An 18,059-nucleotide genomic window follows, 5' to 3' on the forward strand; every position below is an offset into this window, starting at 1 on the left:
GACGGGAGTCGATCGCGGACGGAGTCCGCTCCTACGCAAAGGCTACTATCGGGCAATCCACAGCAGGCACAGGGAGAGCGTCACCAGCGAGCCCAGGGTAGACACCAGAATGCTCCGCGACACCACAGCAGCCTCGCGCTGGTAGTACTCGGCGAGCATGAACGGCCCGGTACCGGTGGGCAGCGCGCTGAGCAGTAGCGCCGAGTCGGCCCACAACGGCGGCAGGTCAAAGACCTTGTAGGCGAGGAAACCGGTGAGCAGCGGCTGGCCGATCAGCTTGATCATCACCAGCGGCCAGGCGCCGACCTGCTCGCCGCCCTCCTGACGCTGCGCCAGGAACAGGCCGAGGGAGACCAGCGCACACGGCGTGGTAGCGGCGGCAAGCATATCGAGGAAGTGCAGCAGCGGCGCCGGCAGACCAATGCCCGTCACCGCCCAAAGCCCGCCGATGATCGGCGACACCACCAGCGGGTTCTTGCCCAGCGCCTTGGTCACCACCCAGACGGCGCGGCCGATATGCTTCTCGGTCTGCAGGCCGACCTCGATGCACACCACCGAGATGGCGAACAGCACGCAGACCACCAGCAGGGATGCAATCAGCGCCGGCTCCAGGCCGTCCTGGCCGAACACCAGCAGGCACAGCGGGATGCCCATGTAGCCGGTGTTGGCGTAGGAGGCGCTGAGCCCGTCGATGCTCGCCGCCGGCAGCGGGCGGCCCTGCAGCAGGCGCCAGACCAGCGTGGCGAAAAACACCAGCAGGCAACCGCCGGTGAAGGCAGCGAGGAAGCCCGGCTGCCAGATTTCCGCCCAGGTCGCGGTGGCGGTGACCTTGAACAGCAGCGCCGGCAGGCACAGCCAGACCACCAGCTTGTTCACTTCCGACGCCGCCTGCGGGCCGAGGCGGTTGGTGCGCCGGCACAGCCAGCCGACCAGGATCAACGCAAAGATCGGCTGGACGACGGCGAACACGGTGTGCATGGCTGGGAACCTGGAGAGCGGGAGCGGCAGGCGAGCATAGGGTTGCCAATCGATACCGTCCAATGCTTACTAAAGCACCAATCCATACCCTTTCCGTATCGATGATCGACTTCCGCCAACTGCGCTATTTCCTCGCCCTCGCCGAGCACCTGCACTTCGGCCGCGCCGCCGAGGCGCTGCACATCACCCAGCCGCCACTGAGCCGGCAGATCGCCGCGCTGGAAGAGGAGCTGGGCACGCCGCTGTTCGCCCGGCATTCGCGCTCAGTGGAGCTGACCGCCGCCGGCCGCGACTTCCAGCAGCACGCGCGCGCACTGCTCGCCGGCCTCGACCTCGCTGTGCGTTCGGCGAGCGCCACAGCGCGTGGGGAGCGTGGAGAACTGCGCATCGGCTTCACCATGCTTGCCGCCTGGACGCTACTGCCGCGCTTGCTGAAGGCCTTCGCCGACGGCCATCCCGAGGTGAAGCTGGTGCTCAACGAGATGCTCCCGCGCGATCTGGGCCCGGCGCTGGACAGCGGCGAAGTGGACGTCGCCCTGACCTTCCCCGAGCGCGATCCGGGCCAGCGGCTCTACCGCACGCTGCAGCGCGAGCCGCTGTGCGCAGTGCTGCCGGCCGATCATGGCCTGGCGCAGGACGCAGAACTGGACGTGACGAAGCTGGCCGGCGAACCCTTCATCACCTTCCCGCCCGCCACCGCGCCGGCGCTGCACGAGTCGGTGATGAACTGCTGCCGCCAGCATGGCTTCGCCCCAGCGGTGCGCATGGAGACGCACCTGCAGCAGACCATCATCAACCTGGTAGCCGAGGGGCTGGGCGTGTCGCTGGTACCGGACTCGATGCGGCGCATGCAGCTGCCCGGTGTGGCCTTCCGCGCCATCGGCCAGTCGCCGCAGGTGGAGTACGGCGCGGCCTGGAGCCCGCACAATGACAACCCCTGCCTGGCGGCTTTCCTGCGTAGCGTCGGGGCTACCGACAACTGAAGGACTTTCCCGGTAGGAGCGAGCTTGCTCGCGAACCGCTCCTGCACCGACGCCGCCGGGAGTCCGTTCGCGAGCAAGCTCGCTCCTACGAAAAGCCACACGCGGTCAGACGCGCCCGGTCACCGGGATGCACGCGCCAGTAATGGCTGACGCCGCATCCGAGGCGAGAAACAAAAGCGTCGCCGCCAACTGCTCCGGCCGCACCCAGCGGTCGAATTCGGCGTCGGGCATGTCGGCACGGTTCTGCGGGGTATCGATAATGCTCGGCATCAACGCGTTGACGGTGATGCGCGCATCCTTCAGCTCTTCCGCCAGCGCTTCGGTCAGGCGCATGACGCCGGCCTTGGACGCGGCGTAGGCGCCCATGCCCAGCGCCGCACGGGTGGCGGCCGCGGCGGCGATGTTGAGGATGCGCCCATGCCCGCGCGCCTTCAGGTGCGCCAGCGCGGCCTGGCTGGAGACCACGGCGGTGCGCAGGTTGATGCGGTACATCAGGTCCCAGGTGTCGACGTCGCCGTCGGCCAGGGTTTCCCAGTGGAAGCCGCCGGCCACGTTGATCAGCGCATCGAGGCCGCCGAAATGCTCGCTGACCTGGTCCAGCGCTGCGCGGGCAGCAGCCGAATCGGTGAGGTCGATGCCGCCGATGGATAGCGCACCGGCCTGTGGATAACGCGGCCCGACGGCACGGTCGAGCAGGGCGACCTGCCAGCCGGCGTCAGCGAAAGCCTGGCCGACCACGCTGCCCAGATGGCCGAAACCGCCGGTGATGGCGACGATCCTGTTCATGCTGCTACCTCGTGACGGTGGGAGAGGCGTTCTTATAGGGGTAGCAGGGGTTGTACGAAAGGTCGCGGGCGCCAGATGAGGGGACGGATCGGGACGGGGTTTCCAGTTCGGAATCTGGCATTGGGCGATGCCCTCTCCCTTCAGGGAGAGGGTGTTACAGGCCGACTCCGGACCTCATTACTTCACCAACCGCGCATCCAGGCTGTTCTGCGCCAGCCGCTTGGCTTGCTCCTGGGTCATGCCCAGGTGCTCGTGCAGGGCGTGGAAGTTCTCGGTGACGTAGCCGCCGAAATACGCCGGGTCATCCGAGTTCACCGTCACTTTCACACCACGCTCGAGCATGTCGAGGATGTTGTGCTCGCGCATGTGGTCGAACACGCACAGCTTGGTGTTGGATAGCGGGCAGACAGTCAGCGGGATCTGCTCGTCGATGATGCGCTGCATCAGCCGCTCATCCTCGATGGCACGCACGCCGTGATCGATGCGCTCGATCTTGAGCAGGTCCAGGGCTTCCCAGATGTACTCCGGCGGGCCTTCCTCGCCAGCGTGTGCGACGGTCAGGAAGCCTTCGCTGCGGGCGCGGTCGAACACGTGCTGGAACTTGCGAGGCGGGTGGCCGACTTCGGAGCTGTCCAGGCCGACGGCGATGAAGGCCTCGCGGAACGGCATGGCCTGGTCGAGGGTCTTGAACGCTTCATCCTCGGACAGGTGGCGCAGGAAGCTGAGGATCAGGCCATGGCTGATGCCCAGTTGCTTCTCACCGTCATTCAGCGCGCCCTGGATGCCGCGCAGCACGACCTCGAAGGGCACCCCACGGTCGGTGTGGGTCTGCGGGTCGAAGAAGGGCTCGACGTGGATGACATTCTGCAATTGGCATTTCTGCAGGTACGCCCAGGTCAGGTCGTAGAAGTCCTGTTCGGTGCGCAGCACGTCCGCACCGGCGTAGTAGAGGTCGAGGAACTCCTGCAGGTTGTTGAACGCATAGGCCTTGCGCAGGCTCTCGACGTCACCCCAGGGCAGGGCGACCTTGTTGCGCTCGGCGAGTGCGAAGAGCAGCTCAGGCTCCAGCGAACCTTCCAGGTGCAGGTGCAGTTCGGCCTTGGGCAGGGCATTGAGCCAGTCGTACATGGGTGAGGTCTCGTTATTCAGGCAATCGCGAAAATTATCGCACGAGCCCTGCCCGGCGCAGGGCAAATATCGGCGAATAGCACGGCCACGCCTTCGCTGACTGCAATGGAGTGCGGCAATACAGGAATCAACCTACAGAATTCGGGATGGTTTCAGGCGACATCTTGGCCTTCAGGCGGTACCGCAACCTGGCACCAACGTCCAACATCGAGTCATGGAGAAACACCTAAATCACCTCTGAATCATTTGAGGAGCGTCACCATGACCACCGCGAAACTCTCCGCGATTTCCCTGCTGCTGGCCGTTTCGGCGGGATTCACCTCATTGGCATCGGCAGATTGCGCGCACAAGCGTGCTGCACTGGAATACCAACTTCAGAAAGCCCAGCAATATGGCAATCCCCATCGTGTCGCCGGGCTGAAAAGAGCACTGAGCAAGACCAACGCCTATTGCCTTGACTACAGCACCGCCGACCGCAACAGCGGTGCGCAGCGTTGGGTAGAAAAGCTCGAAGACAAGCTGCGCGACAAGCAGGAAGACATCTGGGATGCGCAGGCCGACCTGCGTAAAGCCCAAGCCAAAGGCGATGCCCGGAAAGTGACCAAGGCGCAGAACAAGCTGCGCGACAAACAAGCCGAGGCGAATGAAATCGCCGAAGAGCTGCAAAGAGCCCGAGCGGACCTCACCGGCTAGTCGTAACGTCGCCGCACGGAAAAAGGCGCTTCGGCGCCTTTTTCATGGCCGATCCGATACGCCGACGTCGATGGGCAAATGAATTCCCCGCGGCGATTGCCTAAGATGGCGCACTCGACCTCCCACGGAATGGACATCCCCCTCGATGCTGCGCGCGCTCAAAGAAGAAAAATTCCTCCTCCTCGCCCTGCTGGTGGCCATTGCGGTCTATCCGCTGGAGCACAGCCTGCTGGGCGGCGGCAAGCTGCTCGCGGGGATCACCGCCAGCGCGCTGCTGGCGGTGATCATTGGCGTCTCGCTGCGCGTGGCGCACCACGCCGAAATCCTCGCAGAGAAGGTCGGCGAGCCTTACGGCACCATGATCCTGACCCTGGCGGCGGTGCTGGTTGAGGTGGTGATCCTGGCGATCATGATGGGCCACAACCATTCCCCGACCCTGGCCCGCGACACCATCTACGCCGCGGTGATGCTCGACATGAACGGCATCCTCGGCCTGGCCGCGCTGCTCGGCGGGTTGAAGCACGGCGAGCAGTCGTACAACGACGACTCGGGCAAGACCTACGTGACCATGATTCTCACCGCCGTGGGCATCTCCATGGTGGTCCCGGAGCTGATCCCGGCCGAGCAGTGGAAGCTCTACTCGTTCTTCACCATCGGCTGCATGGTCATGCTTTACGCACTGTTCCTGCGCATGCAGACCGGCCAGCACAGCTACTTCTTCAGCTACAACTACGCCACCCACGGCGAACACCCCGAAGGCCACGAGGCCCCCGGCAGCAGCAAGCAGTCCATGGGCCTGCTGGTGGTCGGCGTCGTGCTGATCGGCGCATTGGCCGAGGTGATGTCCAAGGCCCTGGACGTCGGCCTGGAAGGCAGCGGCGTGCCGCCCATCGTGCCGGCACTGCTGGTGGCGGCGATCTCCGCCAGCCCGGAAATCCTCACCGCCCTGCGCGCGGCCATGGCCAACCGCATGCAACCGGTGGTCAATATCGCCCTGGGCGCCTCACTGTCGACCGTGATCCTCACCGTGCCGGTGATCGAGGCCCTGGCGCTGTTCAAGGGCCAGCCGATCCAGATGGCGATGACCCCGCTGCAGACCGGCATGATGTTCATCACGCTGATGGTCGCCGGCTACAACCTGCATGACGGCAAGACCAACGCCATCGAAGGCATGACTCACTTCGTGCTGTTCGCCACCTTCCTGATGCTGTCGTTCATGGGACTCTGACCATGCTCAAGCTGTACCTCGCCGGCCCCGACGTGTTCCGCCCCGATGCCTTCGAGCAGGGCGAGCGGCTCAAGGCCCTGTGCGCCGAATTCGCCGTGCAGGGGCTGTACCCGCTGGATCATTCGGTGCCCGAGGGCATCGTCGAGCCCGCCGAGCAGGCGCGCTGGATCTACCAGGCAAACCTCGACCTGATCCGCCAGGCTGACGCCGTGCTGGCCAACCTCAATCCCTTCCGCGGCGCCGAGCCGGACAGCGGCACCGCCTTCGAACTGGGCTACGCCGCCGCGCTGGGCAAGCCGCTGTTCGGCTATCTCGACGAGGGCGGCAGCTGCGCCGAGCGCTTGCCGTGCGAATGGAAAGGCGACGAGCCGGGACGCGATCGCGATGGCAACCAGATCGAAGGCTTCGGCCTGCCGCTGAACCTGATGCTCGGCGTGCCGGCGAAGATCGCCGTGGGCGGGCCCAGGGAAGCGTTGCAACTGCTGCGCGCGGAGCTGCTGCAGTAGGCGGTTCGCGAGCAAGCTCGCTCCTACCAAGAGCCATGCGCCGGAAATAAAAAACGCGCCCTGGGGCGCGTTTTTTGTTTGGCTCGCCAGGGTGATCAGCGACGGCCTTCGAGCTTGAAGAAGAACACCTTGGTCGCCTGGCGGGCGACGATCCGCCCGCCGCTGACGCGGGGTTCGAAGCGCCACTTGTCCATAGCGTCACGCACGGCGTTGTCGAACATCCGTGGCGGCGACGATTCCAGCACCTGGATGTCGGCGATACGGCCATCGCTGGTGATGGTGAACAGCACTTTCACCCGGCCTTCGATGCCACGGTTCAGCGCCATGCGCGGGTAGACCGGCGGGTCCATGCGCAACGGTTTGATATCGCTGTCGTTCAGACTGCCGGTGGGCAGGCCGGCGGGGCCCTGCGAGCCGGTCGGCGCGGCCTGGGCGCCCTGGGTGAACTGGCCGACGGTGGGCGCGGCGGGCGGCGGCGGTGCGGCCGGGGTCGGTGGCGCGGCGGCCTCTTCGGCAGGCTCGGGGTCCGGCTCAGGCTTGGGTTTCGGCTTGGGCTTGGGCGACACCTTGGGCACGGCCTTCTCGACCGGCTTGGGTTTGGGCTTGGGCTTTTCCACCGGCTTGGGCGGCTCGATCGGTTTGGGCGGCTCGGGCTCCGGCGGCGGCGGGGTTGGCGCGGCAGCAGGCGGCTGCTGGACTTCAGGCTTGGGCGGCAGGGTAACGACACTCACCTGCATGGCCTTGGGCATTTCGCCGGCGCCCAGATTCAGCTCGGCCGGCGTGGGCATCACCCAGACCAGCGCGGCGACGATGGCCACGTGCATGGCGATCGCCAGGCCCGAGGATTTCCACCAGCCACCGGGGGGCGGCGGTTGCTCGCCGTCTTCCACGCCTTCGACCGGCGCGGCGTAGGGAATCATGACTTCCTCGGGAACCACTTCCTCGTCGCGGCGGGGGCCTGCGCAACTGACGAGTCGCAAGGTGGCCTCATTGACGCGCTGGGCGTTCACGCTGGGCAAATGGGCGCCGTCATCCGCCGTGGCGGAAGTGAACAGCTGTTCCTCAGCGTCTAAGGCTGGACTGGCGTCCGCCGCCTTGCGCGGTTGGGGTAACGACATGAGAAAGCCTGCGGGAAGAGTTCACGAAGCAGTATCTGCTGATAATTATTATCATTCACTCGTTACACGAGGGCAACCTTATCTGTCAGGCGGGTGCGCTGGCACAGCGCAAAAGCCCGTCCTGCAGGGCCTGCGGATCGGCCTCGGCGGCCAGGATCAGCTCTATCCGGCTGTCCTTGCGCCAGGCGCTGGGTGTCCACGGCGCCGGACCGACAGTGCGATTGCAGGCCAGCCAGGCATCCTCGCCGTGCACCACTGCCTTGGCCCGCAACAGTCCGCAAAGCCCGGCCAGCCAGGCGTCCAGCTCGGCCGTGCGGAAACGCCAGTCACGGTGGAAGCGCCAGCCAACCGCCTGTCGGCCCTCTTCGACGCGCACCTGGCGCAACGGCGATTCGCGGCGCAACAGCATCGCCGGTTCGCCAGACAAGGCGCCCTGCGGCAAATCAGCGCCCGCCGCTTCAATCGGAGTATTCGGCAGCTCGCCGAGCGACAGGTGGCCGTGGCTCGTCCAGCGCAACGACATCCCCGGCAAGCGCGCCGCCAGGCCCGCACGGGCTGCGTCATCCAGGGTTTCGGACTTGTTCATCAGCAGCAGCGCCGCCTCGCCCAGCGCCCGTTGCTGCGCCTCGGGCAATCGCTGCCCGGTAGCCAGAGCCGCGGCATCGAGCACCATCACCATCGACTGTACGGCCAGCACGCCCGTCCAGGGCGCGGCGCGCAGTTGCGCCAGCAGTTGCGCGGGATGGCCAAGGCCTGACGGCTCGATAAACAGCCGTTGCGGCCTGGCCTTGCGCAGTAGCCGGCCGAGGCCAACCTGGAACGGCGCGCCATTCACGCAGCACAGGCAACCGCCGGCAACTTCGCCCAGGGTGATACCGTCCTCGTCGCGGGACAACAGCGCGGCGTCCAGGCCGACCTGGCCGAATTCGTTGACCAGCACGGCCCAGCGCTCGCCCGCCGGGCGTTGCGCCAGCAAGTTCTGCAGCAGGCTGGTCTTGCCCGCCCCGAGGGGGCCGGCGATGAGATGAGTCGGGATCTGCTTCAACATTCGCCCATGGTGCCGCCTGACGCTCGCCGGGAAAAGCGCTAGAGTCGCGGCTCTCTCACACCAACCCCGGATCGACCATGCGCCTGTTGCTGTCTCTCGCCCTCTCCTGCCTGCCCCTGCTCGCCCAAGGCGAGGCCTGCGTGGTGCATACCCAGGGCAAGGACATTGACGTGAAGGTCTGCCAGCAGAACCGCACCATCCCGGAAAAACTCTTCCGCGAGGGCTTCTGCCAGCCGCAGCTCAAAGACCAGAAGGTCGAGGTGACCTACGCAGAAAGCTGCCCCAGCGGCGCCTTCGGCGTCTGCGAGAACGCCCAGACCCAGGGCGTGCCTTACCGCCAGGACATCCACTACTACGGCGTGGCCAGCGACGCGCGCGTCCTCCAGCCGTTCTGCGAGCAGCAGAGCAACGGCCACTGGCGCAAACCGCAGTAGCGTCATCGCCCTGTCACACGGCTCGGGCCTACTGTCGACGGGTACCTCACACCCTCCCGGCACCCCACGCCGGACATGATCTTGGTGAATTGGGCCACCCTCTCCGGGTGGCCTGTTTTTTTGCCCGCGGGAAACCTCAGCCAAGCCAGTCGAGCGTCAGCAGCAGGCGGCGTTCACCCGGCGCCGGCAGCGGCGAGCGGTGGACGATGCCGGCCCCCAGATTGCCGGCCCATTTCTCGCCCTTGAACAGCCCCACGTCGCCGGCGCTCATCTGGCGCACCTCGGCCCGGCTGACCGGTTCGGCCGCCGCATCGCCCAGCTTCGCGCGCGCCATCGCCCACTCCTCCAGCCACTGGCTGGCCGGCCCTGCATAGGTAGTGACCAGGCGCAGCGGCACATGATCGACGTGGAAGCGCGGGCACATGGCCTTGTCCAGACTGCGCAGGCGCAGGCCGATGCGCCGTGCACCAGTCAGGCAGGCGAAGGCTTCGGCGAGCCATTGCAGATCACTGCGAAACAGGGTGCAGCCGTCGAGCATGGCGTACTGGCGCAACATCTCACCCAGCTCGACGCGCTCATCGAGCACTTCCAGGCTTTGCTTGAGGTCCAGCCCCTGGGTGCTCAACCAACCCGCGAAGGTACTGATTTCCGGGTACAGCGTGCGTTGCCAGACGGCCAGGTTGACGTCTTCCTTGAGCACTTCGGCGAGCACCTGGGGATCATCGCCAAGCACCTGGCGTGGCCAGGCGGGGGCTTGGAGGGCGAGCATCAGGCGCCGGCCTCCCAGGGTTCGAAGGGATCGGGCAGGCGCTTCCAGGCAGTAGTGCCGGCGGCCATCTCGTCATCATCCAGCAGGCAGTGGTCCAACTCGCCGAACAGCCGCTGGAAGTCCAGGTTCTGGCCGATGAACACCAGTTCCTGACGGCAGTCACCGCTGTCCTCGCGCCAGTGGCGCAGCACACCCTGCAGCTCGGTGGTGTTCTGCGGCCAATGTTCGCGCGGGACGAAGCGCCACCAGCGCCCGGCCAGGCCATGGCGCATCAGGCCGCCGGCCTGGGACCAACTGCCGGCCTCGCGATAGCGGCTGGCGAGCCAGAAGAACCCCTTCGAGCGCAGCAGCCGGCCGTTGCTCCAGGGCTGGGCGAGAAAGTCATGGAAGCGCTGCGGGTGGAACGGCCGGCGCGCCCGGTAGACATCCGAGGAGATGCCATAGGCCTCGGTCTCCGGCAGGTGTTCGCCACGCAACTCCTTGAGCCATCCCGGCGCGCGCTCGGCGCGCTGGAAGTCGAAGCGGCCGGTGTCGAGGATACGCGCCAGCGGCACCTGGCCCATGACCATGGGCTGGATATCGGCATCGGGATTGAGACGGCGCAGGATCGCCAGCAACTCGTCACGCTCGGCGCTGCCGATCAGGTCGATCTTGCTCACCAGGATCACATCGGCGAACTCCACCTGTTCCACCAGCAGGTCGCTGAGCGAGCGCTCGTCGTCCTCGCCGAGGGTTTCGCCACGCTCGGCGAGGCTGTCGGCGCCCTGGTAGTCGGCGAGGAAGTTCAGCCCATCGACCACCGTCACCAGCGTGTCCAGCCGCGCCAGGTCCGACAGGCTGCGGCCCTGCTCATCGCGGAAGGTGAAGGTCTCGGCCACCGGCAGCGGCTCGGAGATGCCGGTGGACTCGATCAGCAGGTAGTCGAAGCGACCTTCGCCGGCGAGTCGGCTGACCTCTTCCAGCAGGTCCTCGCGCAGGGTGCAGCAGATGCAGCCGTTGCTCATCTCCACCAGGCGCTCCTGGCCGCGGTTGAGGCTGACGTCACGCTGCACCTCGCGGCCGTCGATGTTGATTTCGCTCATGTCGTTGACGATGACCGCGACCTTGAGGTCCTCGCGGTTCTTCAGCACATGGTTGAGCAGCGTGCTCTTGCCGGCGCCAAGGAAGCCGGACAGGACAGTTACGGGGAGTGGGGCGTTCACGGTGGGCTTCTCCAGGAAATTCAGGCTTCGCGGACGTGCAGTTCGCGCCGTTCCTGGCGCTCCTTGGCCTCGATGCACAGCGAGGCGGTGGGGCGCAGCAGCAGGCGGCGCAGGCCGATCGGTTCGCCGGTTTCCTCGCACCAGCCGTAATCGCCCCGGGCCAGGCGCTCCAGCGCCTGGTCGATCTTGTCGAGCAGCTTCTTCTCGCGCTCCAGCAGGCGCAGTTGCCACTGGCGCGACTCCTCGCGGCTGGCGACATCGGCTTCGTCGCTGGCCCGCTCGGGGTCCTGAAGTGCCTGGAACTCTTCTTCGATGCGGACCTGCAGCTCGTCGCGCTGATCCAGCAGTAGTGCGCGGAAATAGCCCTGTTGCGCCTCGCTCATGTAGGCCTCGCCAGGCTGGGCGAGCAGTTCCTGTTCGGTCATGACCGTCTCCGGAAGGGAGTGATCTTTTATGTTATATTATAACAATGCACGCTCGACAATAGCCTGCCGACGTGCGATACCGAACCCTGCTCCACCCGCCTGCCGAGACCTTCGATGCTGCGCCGCGCCCTGCTGCTGTGCCTGTTTGCCCCCTTCGCCCACGCCAGCGGCTCCGCGCCGCTGCCCTTCCCCGGCGAGGAACCGGCGCGCTGCGCCTGGTCAGCTTCGGTACTGGCCTGCATGGACGATTCGGGGAATCTCTACAGCGTCGCCACCCAGGGCCACGACACTTACCTGCGTGGTGTCGAGGCAAGCAGCGGACGGCGCTGGGCGCAGACGGGCACGCGTTATGGCAGCCTGACCTTCTTCAGCGGCGTGACCAGCAACGGCCAGGTGTGGGTCGGCACCAGCCGCGGCATCGGCTGGACCAACATCAGCCGCTTCAGCAGCTCCTCGGGCGACAGCGCTCGCCTGACCTGCGGCCGGGTCAGCGGGTGCAAGCAACAGGAGCGTTGAGGAGGCCATTGCGCGATCGGCGGGAAGCGAATACGTTATATCATAACAATCGCCAGCCCGTGACCCGCCCATGACCGCCCTGCTCCCCGATATCGCCTGCCAATCCACCCGCCTGCCCATCCCGCTCGACTGGGTCGGCATGCAGGGCATCGCCGTTGCGTTGCAAATCACTGGCGAGCGCGTTGCCGCGTATGCCGACGCCGGTGTCAGCCTCGACGAAGCCGAGGCGCGCGGCATCCACATGTCACGGCTGTACCTGGCGCTGGACGTGCTGGCAGATGCGGAGCTTTCACCCACGCTACTGCGTGACCTTCTCACACAGTTCCTCAGGAGCCACGCGCAGCTTTCCCGGCGCGCCAACCTGGCCCTGCGTTTCGAACTGCTGCTGCGCCGACCGGCGCTGGTCAGCCCGCTGAATGGCTGGAAGCGCTACCCCTGCGAGGTCCACGCGCAACTGGAAGACGACGCGCTGCAGCTGGAGTTGCGTCTGAGCCTGCCCTATTCCGCGACCTGCCCCTGCTCGGCAGCACTGGCGCGCCAACTGATCCAGGAGCGCTTCGACGCCGACTTCGCCGCGAGTCCGCTGAAGGCCAGTGAGGTTCGCGCCTGGCTCGGCAGCCCGCAGGGCATAGTCGCCACGCCGCACAGCCAGCGCAGCGAGGCACAGTTGACGTTGCAACTCGACCCGACCGCACAGGCATTCGCGTTCAGCGAGCTGATCGACCACGCCGAAGACGCCCTCGGCACCGCCGTGCAGACGGCGGTGAAGCGTGCCGACGAACAGGCCTTCGCCCTGGCCAATGGGCAGAACCTGATGTTCTGCGAGGACGCCGCACGCCGGCTGCACCGAGCGCTGCTGCAGCGCAACGAGGTGTCAGGCTTCGAGGTGCGCGTGGTGCATGCGGAAAGCCTGCACGCCCATGATGCGGTAGCGGTGAGTCGCTGGAGGCGCGACTAGGCGCCGAGGTCGAGCGCCAGGCGAATCTGGTCGCGACACTGGATGCCGTTCTCGTAAATGGGCTCGGGATAATGCCGCACGAAGTGATCCGCCTCGATGCCAACGATGCGGAAGCCCAGGCGCTGGTACAGGCCCAGTTGCGCCAGGCTGGAGTTGCCGGTGGCGATGGTCAGGCGCTGCAGGCCGGCCTCGCGTGCCTGCTCGATGGCCGCCAGCAACAGGCGACGGCCCAGGCCGCGCTCCTGCCATTCGTCTTCCACCGCAAGGCTGGTGATCTCGGCGACGCCGGGCTCACGGGGAGTCAGCGTCAGCACGCCGCGCACGGAATCCGCCTCGTTCAGCGCCAGCAGGCGGGAGTCGCGCAGATAGCTCTCGATCTGTTCGCGGCTGGGGTCGGCCTTGAGCAGCAACGGCCAGGGCGCCTGTGCGGGCGAGAGTTCGACGAGGGACAGGTCCGGGAAGAAGTTCACCATGATTCATCTACCAAAGAGTCAGTGGGGAAAGGGGGTTTAGCTTCCCGAGCTGCTCGATGCAAGCCTTTTGCTCCGTGCCGGAAACGCATCGGGCCCGGCAAGCCGGGCCCGATGGCGGTCCCTGAACAGGCTCAGGCGTAGATGTCGCGGCGGCTCCAGGGTGCCTCATGGCCGCCGTCGGTATGCGCCTTGCTGGCGAGAATCTGGTGCAGGTTGATCCAGCCCTTCTTGAAGCCGTAAGCGCAACCGGCGAGATACAGGCGCCAGATGCGCAGGGCCTGGTCGGGCACCAGTCTGGCCGCGTCGGCCAGCTTGGCTTCGAGGTTGGCGCTCCAGAAGTCCAGGGTGCGCGCGTAGTGCAGGCGCAGCCCTTCGACGTCGACCACTTCGAGCCCCGCCTCGCTCATGCGGGCGACGGCCAGCGACAGATGCGGCAGCTCGCCGTGGGGGAATACGTAGCGGTCGATGAAGTCGCCGGCACCGCGCCCCACCGGACGCCCGTCGGTGTTGCTGGAGGTGATGCCGTGGTTCATCACCAGCCCGCCCGGCCGCACCGCATCGTACAGGTGCTGGAAGTAGATCCCCAGGTTGGCGTGGCCGACGTGTTCGAACATACCGACGCTGACCACCTTGTCGTAGCGGCCGTCACGCGGCAGGTCGCGGTAGTCGCGCAACTCCAGGGTCACCTTGCCTTCCAGGCCCTCGGCCTTGACCCGCTCGCGACCGAGTTTGAGCTGCTCCTCGCTGAGGGTGATGCCATGCACCTCCACGCCGAATTCTCGCGCTGCCAGGCGCGCCAGCCCGCCCCAGCCGCAGCCGACGTCGAGCAGCTTCTCGCCTGGCTTCAGGCGCAGCTTGCGACAGAGGTGGCGCAGCTTGGCCAACTGGGCGGTGGCCAGGTCCTCGGTACCGGTCTCGTAGTAGGCGCAGGAATACACCATCTCCGGATCGAGCCAGAGCTGGTAGAACGCGTTGGACAGGTCGTAGTGGTAGTGGATGGCTTCGGCGTCGGTGGCCTTGTCGTGGCTTTCGCGCACGTAGTCGGTATCGCCGTCGTCATCGCCCAGCGCCGCGCTCAGGGCATCGGCAGTGGCGATCACTTCCTGCATCGGCCCTTCGATGTCCATGCGGTTCTCCACATAGGCGCGACCGAGGATATCGAGGCTGGGGTGGGTGATCTCGGTCAGCAGCGTAGGGTCGCGCACAACGAGAGTTACCTGCGGATCGGGGCCAAGGTCGAACGCCTGGGCCTCGCCGATGCGGATACGCAACGGCAACTGCAGGGACAGCAACTCAGAGGGCAGATTGGCTTTCATGCACACCTCCTGGTCACAGGGCTGAAGAACTATAGACCAGCACCTCCATAGCCTTCGCCTATGGCCTGGCCCGCGAAAAACTATCGGGCTCCGACCGCAGCGGCGGACCTGTCGATTCTCTGCAATGGAGCGTGCGTCGCGCGCAAGCGTTCCAAAAAAGAGTGCACAGGTCCTTGCACGAAAGAATAGTTCGCTACGCAAGCGTAGCAGCCGCTTCGCCACCTATCGTTGCCATCCCTGAGATAGAGCCTTTCCTGACCAGTAACGATGACGCCGGTGTGACGGATCATCACTCCATTGCACTACACTGTGGCCCCCTCCGCGCGCATTCCGACCGGAGGACCTCTGCCGTCCAAGGGGGCTGTCTTGACTACCTTCTCCGAGCCACGTCCGGCGGTTCGCACCGTGCTGGTGGGGCTGATGCTGGCGATCTTCCTCGGTGCGCTCGACCAGACCATCGTCGCCGTATCCCTGCCGGCGATCTCCGCCGGCTTCGGCGACTTCGACCTGCTGGCCTGGGTCATCTCCGGCTACATGGTGGCGATGACCATCTCCATGCCGATCTACGGCAAGCTCGGCGATCTCTACGGCCGGCGCGTGCTGATGCTGTTCGCTATCGGCCTGTTCACCGTCGCCTCGCTGCTCTGCGGCGCCGCCCAGAGCATGGAGCAGCTCGTGCTCGCCCGCGTCCTGCAGGGCATCGGCGCGGGCGGCATGATGTCGGTGAGCCAGGCGATCATCGGCGACATCGTCCCGCCCCGCGAACGTGGCCGCTACCAGGGTTACTTCAGCAGCATGTACGCGGTGGCGAGCATCGCCGGCCCTGTGCTGGGCGGCGTACTCACCGAATACCTGTCATGGCGCTGGGTATTCCTGATCAACCTGCCGGTGGGCCTGGTCGCTCTCGCCGTCTCGCGCCGCACCCTGCGCGGCCTGCCGGTGCCGGGGCGCAAGCCGGTGATCGACTACCTCGGCACGATGCTGATGATCGCGGGCCTGGGCAGCCTGCTGCTGGCGATCACCGAGGTCGGCCAGGGCGCGCGCTGGAACGACCCGCAGATGCTCGCGCTGTTTGCCGCCGCGCTGGTGCTCATCGCACTGTTCGTACTGCAGGAGCGCCGCGCGCCGGAGCCGCTGGTGCCGATGCATCTGTTCGGTATTCGCGCAGCCACCCTCAGCTGGCTGATCAGCTTCTTCGCCAGCTTCCAGGTCATCTCGCTGTCGGTGCTGGTGCCACTGCGCTTCCAGTCGGTGACCGGCGCCGGCGCGGACAACGCGGCGCTGCACCTGCTGCCGCTGGCCATGGGCGTGCCGATCGGCGCCTACTGCTGCGGCCGGCTTACCGCGATCATCGGCCGCTACAAGCCGCAAATCGTCGGTGGCGGTCTGCTGATGCCCCTGGCGATTGCCGGTCTGGCACTGACACCACCGAGTGCCTACCTCGTTTCGGGAATCTGCATGCTGCTGACCGGCATCGCCGCCGGCACGCAGTTCCCCACCAGCCTGGTGGCGGCGCAGAGCGCGGTGGAGACGAAGCACCTGGGTGTGGCGACCAGCAATATCACGCTGTTCCGCTCACTGGGCGGCGCGGTGGGGATCGCACTGATGTCCGCGCTGCTGCTGGCAATGCTGCAGCCATTGGCGGGCGAGGCGGGTCACGGGCTGTCGGCCAGCGCGCTGCTGGCCAGCCTCAGCGGAGCCGGCCACGAGGCGCAGCGGCTCACGCTGGATGGAGTGTTCGGGCACCTGTTCCTGATCAACGCAGGCTTCGGCGCCCTGGCCCTGCTGATCGCCCTGTCGCTGCCCGACCACGCCTTGCGCGGGCGGGGCAACGACTAGCGAATAGCGCAGGGTCAGTCCTCGTCGTTGAGGTAGCTGACCTTGCGCAGGTCCGGCAGCAGCAGGCAGACCAGCAGCGCCACGCCGCACATGACCGAGACGTAGATGTAGAACACCTCTTCCTGGCCGATGCTCTTCAGGCCCAGCGCGGCGTATTCGGCGGAGCCGCCGAAGATCGCGTTGCCCACCGCGTAGGACAGGCCCACGCCCAGGGCGCGGATCTGCGGCGGGAACATCTCTGCCTTGATCAGGCCGCTGATGGAGGTGTACAGGCTGACGATGGCCATCGCCAGGATAATCAGGCCGAACGCCGCGTAGGGGCTGCTGACGGTCTTCAACGCCGCAAGGATCGGCCAGGTGCAGAGCATGCCCAGGGCGCCGAACCAGAGCATCGAGGTCTTGCGGCCGATGCGGTCGGACAACGCGCCGAACAGCGGCTGCATGCACATGTAGCAGAACAGTGCGAAGGTCATCACGCCGCTGGCCACCTTCGGGTCCATCCCGGCGGTGTTCACCAGGTACTTCTGCATGTAGGTGGTGAAGGTGTAGAAGATCAGCGAGCCGCCGGCGGTGAAGCCGAGCACGGTGAAGAAGGCGCGCTTGTGGTGGGTGAACAGCTCGGTGAGCGTGCCCGACTCCTTGCGGTTGAGGTTGGATTCCTTGGCCGTTTCACTCAGCGAGCGGCGCAGGTAGAAGGCAATCACCGCGGTGATGGCGCCAACCACGAAGGGAATCCGCCAGCCCCAGTCCTTCAGTTCATCGGTGGTCAGCAACTGCTGCAGGATCACCACCACCAGCACGGCCAACAACTGCCCGCCGATCAGGGTCACGTACTGGAAGGAGGCGAAGAAGCCGCGCTGCCCCTTGAGCGCCACTTCGCTCATGTAGGTCGCGCTGGTGCCGTACTCGCCGCCTACGGAAAGGCCCTGGAACAGCCGCGCCAGCAGCAACAACGCCGGCGCCGCGACGCCGATGGTGGCATAGGTCGGCATCACCGCAATCGCCAGCGAGCCGCCGCACATCATCAGCACCGAGATCATCATCGCGGTCTTGCGGCCCTTCTTGTCAGCGATGCGGCCGAACAGCCAGCCACCGATGGGGCGCATCAGGAAGCCGGCGGCGAACACCCCGGCGGTATTGAGCAGTTGCACCGTCGGATCGTCCGACGGGAAGAAGGCGTGGGCGAAGTACAGGGCGGTGAAGGCGTAGACGTAGAAGTCGAACCACTCCACCAGGTTGCCCGAGGAGGCGCCGACGATGGCGAGGATGCGCGAGCGGCGCTCGTGGGCGGAATACTGCGGTGCGGCAGGTGCGTTCATGGGGATTCTCTTGTCGGTTTACTGCATCCCGGACGTGAGGACGGAACTCCCTCGCCGCCCTTGCCAGTGAATCGCCGCAAGGCCATTTCCACTGACACAATCAGAAACAGTATAGACGCTTCCGATAGCCGGCTAACGAAATCCGCGGCCTGGACCGGGCCTTTCGGTTCGAATATCGGACACTCACAAACGCGCGTTTGTCGTTTCCGATTGACCGGCCAGTAGCCAGCTTCTATCGTTGGCCCCGCTCCCCGCCCTGCGGGAGACTTGTCAGGTACCCCTCGCAGGGCCGGAGCCCGACCTTGTCCACAAGACAAGGTCGATTTCCATTCCCCTCGTG

19 protein-coding genes are annotated in these 18,059 nt (G+C 66.1%); 8 read left to right on the forward strand and 11 right to left on the reverse strand.

Going from position 1 to position 18,059, the window contains the following annotated elements:
• Positions 1–45 precede the first annotated feature (45 nt).
• The gene (locus tag ACNFH5_RS01990; protein WP_416743835.1) at positions 46–978 is read right to left on the reverse strand and encodes an AEC family transporter; all 933 of its coding nucleotides are present in this window, start codon (positions 976–978) and stop codon (positions 46–48) included.
• 62 nt (positions 979–1,040) lie between these two features.
• Here ACNFH5_RS01990 and ACNFH5_RS01995 point away from each other — a divergent pair, with 62 nt between their 5' ends.
• A complete protein-coding gene (locus ACNFH5_RS01995) occupies positions 1,041–1,961 on the forward strand; it encodes a LysR substrate-binding domain-containing protein (protein ID WP_416743837.1) in 921 nt (306 codons plus the stop codon).
• A gap of 105 nt (positions 1,962–2,066) precedes the next feature.
• Here the strand turns inward: ACNFH5_RS01995 and ACNFH5_RS02000 are convergent, their stop codons facing one another.
• The gene (locus ACNFH5_RS02000) at positions 2,067–2,747 is read right to left on the reverse strand and encodes an SDR family oxidoreductase (RefSeq protein WP_416743838.1); all 681 of its coding nucleotides are present in this window, start codon (positions 2,745–2,747) and stop codon (positions 2,067–2,069) included.
• 177 nt (positions 2,748–2,924) lie between these two features.
• Positions 2,925–3,875, reverse strand: coding sequence for an adenosine deaminase (locus tag ACNFH5_RS02005; RefSeq protein WP_416743840.1), 951 nt, complete (start codon positions 3,873–3,875; stop codon positions 2,925–2,927).
• A gap of 261 nt (positions 3,876–4,136) precedes the next feature.
• Between ACNFH5_RS02005 and ACNFH5_RS02010 the strand changes: the two genes are divergently transcribed.
• The 3 genes from ACNFH5_RS02010 to ACNFH5_RS02020 all read left to right on the forward strand — a co-directional run bounded on the left by ACNFH5_RS02010 (position 4,137) and on the right by ACNFH5_RS02020 (position 6,302).
• On the forward strand, positions 4,137–4,568 hold the full coding sequence (locus ACNFH5_RS02010; RefSeq protein WP_416743841.1) for a DUF1090 family protein: 432 nt from the start codon (positions 4,137–4,139) through the stop codon (positions 4,566–4,568).
• A gap of 145 nt (positions 4,569–4,713) precedes the next feature.
• On the forward strand, positions 4,714–5,796 hold the full coding sequence (locus ACNFH5_RS02015; protein ID WP_416743843.1) for a calcium:proton antiporter: 1,083 nt from the start codon (positions 4,714–4,716) through the stop codon (positions 5,794–5,796).
• A 2-nt stretch (positions 5,797–5,798) separates the two neighbouring features.
• Positions 5,799–6,302 (forward strand): nucleoside 2-deoxyribosyltransferase, encoded by a 504-nt coding sequence (locus ACNFH5_RS02020; protein WP_416743845.1) that lies wholly within the window; start codon positions 5,799–5,801, stop codon positions 6,300–6,302.
• Positions 6,303–6,397: 95 nt separating this feature from the next.
• Here ACNFH5_RS02020 and ACNFH5_RS02025 read toward each other — a convergent pair whose 3' ends face one another.
• Complete coding sequence (locus tag ACNFH5_RS02025) at positions 6,398–7,420, reverse strand: energy transducer TonB (protein ID WP_416743846.1); 1,023 nt, start codon at positions 7,418–7,420, stop codon at positions 6,398–6,400.
• Positions 7,421–7,505: 85 nt separating this feature from the next.
• Positions 7,506–8,468, reverse strand: coding sequence for a CobW family GTP-binding protein (locus ACNFH5_RS02030; RefSeq protein ID WP_416743848.1), 963 nt, complete (start codon positions 8,466–8,468; stop codon positions 7,506–7,508).
• Between the two features lie 77 nt (positions 8,469–8,545).
• Here ACNFH5_RS02030 and ACNFH5_RS02035 point away from each other — a divergent pair, with 77 nt between their 5' ends.
• Positions 8,546–8,902: an NADH:ubiquinone oxidoreductase gene (locus tag ACNFH5_RS02035; RefSeq protein ID WP_416743850.1), complete on the forward strand. Its 357-nt coding sequence runs from the start codon at positions 8,546–8,548 to the stop codon at positions 8,900–8,902.
• Positions 8,903–9,038: 136 nt separating this feature from the next.
• Here the strand turns inward: ACNFH5_RS02035 and ACNFH5_RS02040 are convergent, their stop codons facing one another.
• From ACNFH5_RS02040 to dksA, 3 genes are read right to left on the reverse strand one after another with little or no spacing between them, the layout of a single operon-like run.
• Positions 9,039–9,671, reverse strand: a complete 633-nt coding sequence (locus ACNFH5_RS02040; RefSeq protein ID WP_416743851.1) for a DUF1826 domain-containing protein — start codon at positions 9,669–9,671, stop codon at positions 9,039–9,041.
• The gene (gene zigA / locus ACNFH5_RS02045; protein ID WP_416743852.1) at positions 9,671–10,873 is read right to left on the reverse strand and encodes a zinc metallochaperone GTPase ZigA; all 1,203 of its coding nucleotides are present in this window, start codon (positions 10,871–10,873) and stop codon (positions 9,671–9,673) included. The genes ACNFH5_RS02040 and zigA overlap by 1 nt, the downstream gene beginning before the upstream one ends.
• A gap of 20 nt (positions 10,874–10,893) precedes the next feature.
• The gene (gene dksA / locus ACNFH5_RS02050) at positions 10,894–11,298 is read right to left on the reverse strand and encodes an RNA polymerase-binding protein DksA (protein WP_138519880.1); all 405 of its coding nucleotides are present in this window, start codon (positions 11,296–11,298) and stop codon (positions 10,894–10,896) included.
• 114 nt (positions 11,299–11,412) lie between these two features.
• Between dksA and ACNFH5_RS02055 the strand changes: the two genes are divergently transcribed.
• Positions 11,413–11,814, forward strand: a complete 402-nt coding sequence (locus tag ACNFH5_RS02055) for a hypothetical protein (RefSeq protein ID WP_416743854.1) — start codon at positions 11,413–11,415, stop codon at positions 11,812–11,814.
• A 70-nt stretch (positions 11,815–11,884) separates the two neighbouring features.
• On the forward strand, positions 11,885–12,772 hold the full coding sequence (gene folE2, locus ACNFH5_RS02060; protein ID WP_416743855.1) for a GTP cyclohydrolase FolE2: 888 nt from the start codon (positions 11,885–11,887) through the stop codon (positions 12,770–12,772).
• Here folE2 and ACNFH5_RS02065 read toward each other — a convergent pair.
• Both ACNFH5_RS02065 and cfaB read right to left on the reverse strand, forming a co-directional pair.
• Positions 12,769–13,245: a GNAT family N-acetyltransferase gene (locus ACNFH5_RS02065; RefSeq protein WP_416743856.1), complete on the reverse strand. Its 477-nt coding sequence runs from the start codon at positions 13,243–13,245 to the stop codon at positions 12,769–12,771. The genes folE2 and ACNFH5_RS02065 overlap by 4 nt on opposite strands.
• 131 nt (positions 13,246–13,376) lie before the next feature.
• A complete protein-coding gene (cfaB, locus tag ACNFH5_RS02070) occupies positions 13,377–14,561 on the reverse strand; it encodes a C17 cyclopropane fatty acid synthase CfaB (RefSeq protein ID WP_416743857.1) in 1,185 nt (394 codons plus the stop codon).
• A gap of 366 nt (positions 14,562–14,927) precedes the next feature.
• Between cfaB and ACNFH5_RS02075 the strand changes: the two genes are divergently transcribed.
• Positions 14,928–16,400, forward strand: coding sequence for an MDR family MFS transporter (locus tag ACNFH5_RS02075; protein WP_416743859.1), 1,473 nt, complete (start codon positions 14,928–14,930; stop codon positions 16,398–16,400).
• A gap of 14 nt (positions 16,401–16,414) precedes the next feature.
• On the opposite strand, the gene ACNFH5_RS02080 is transcribed toward ACNFH5_RS02075, so the two are convergent.
• Positions 16,415–17,719, reverse strand: coding sequence for an MFS family transporter (locus tag ACNFH5_RS02080; protein ID WP_416743861.1), 1,305 nt, complete (start codon positions 17,717–17,719; stop codon positions 16,415–16,417).
• Positions 17,720–18,059 lie beyond the last annotated feature (340 nt).

The organism is Pseudomonas sp. NY15435, assembly GCF_048068295.1.
In the GTDB taxonomy this organism is placed as follows: domain Bacteria; phylum Pseudomonadota; class Gammaproteobacteria; order Pseudomonadales; family Pseudomonadaceae; genus Pseudomonas.